Origin of the sequence: Hahella sp. CCB-MM4, from assembly GCF_002260525.1 — a bacterium.
Taxonomy (GTDB): domain Bacteria; phylum Pseudomonadota; class Gammaproteobacteria; order Pseudomonadales; family Oleiphilaceae; genus Hahella.
This window is the reverse complement of record NZ_MRYI01000073.1, coordinates 1-522: the sequence shown is the minus strand read 5'-3', so window position 1 is coordinate 522 and position 522 is coordinate 1. Positions and strand designations below refer to the sequence as shown.

At 68.0% G+C, this 522-nt stretch carries 1 protein-coding gene; it reads right to left on the bottom strand.

All coding sequences use genetic code 11. From position 1 onward, the window contains the following. Positions 1-472 (bottom strand): hypothetical protein (locus BTA51_RS28940; RefSeq protein ID WP_210404952.1); only part of this gene is annotated, 472 nt, incomplete at its 3' end. Between the last annotated feature and the right edge of the window lie 50 nt (positions 473-522).

Sequence of the window (522 nt, the reverse complement as noted above, 5' to 3'; positions counted from 1 at the left end):
GGCGCCCCTGTTTCCGCCGCGCAGCGATGCCGGCTTGGGAGAGCTCCGCCCGCGTTGGCGCACCCTCCCGCGCAAGGGCGCAAGCGAACCCCTCCGCCCCGCCGACATTCGTCGTGACGTTGACGCCGCCCGCGCCAAAGGCCTGTTGCAGCGCCTGCTCTTGAGGAACGCCCATCTCAAGGAGGTACTCATAGTTGCGCTGCCCGGTCGTTTGGTCAGGCCGCGGCGCGGGTCCGCCGTTGAGCATGAACGATTGGTACTCAGGTGTGCCCGGTTGCAGCCCGGCTTGCTCAGCCTGAAACTGCAACGTCTGCACCGTGGACGGAGCCTGCTGGGCCGGAGCCGGGCCGCCGTTCAGCATGAAGGACTGATATTCCGGCGTGCCAGGTTGCAGTCCAGCCGCCTCTGCGCGTGCCTGCAACGTGACCATGGCCGGGGGAAGGTCCGGCGCCGCTTCCGGCGAGATTGCCATCGGCACTCCATCGGGGCCCATGCGGTAGAACCGTCCGCCCATCTCTTGCA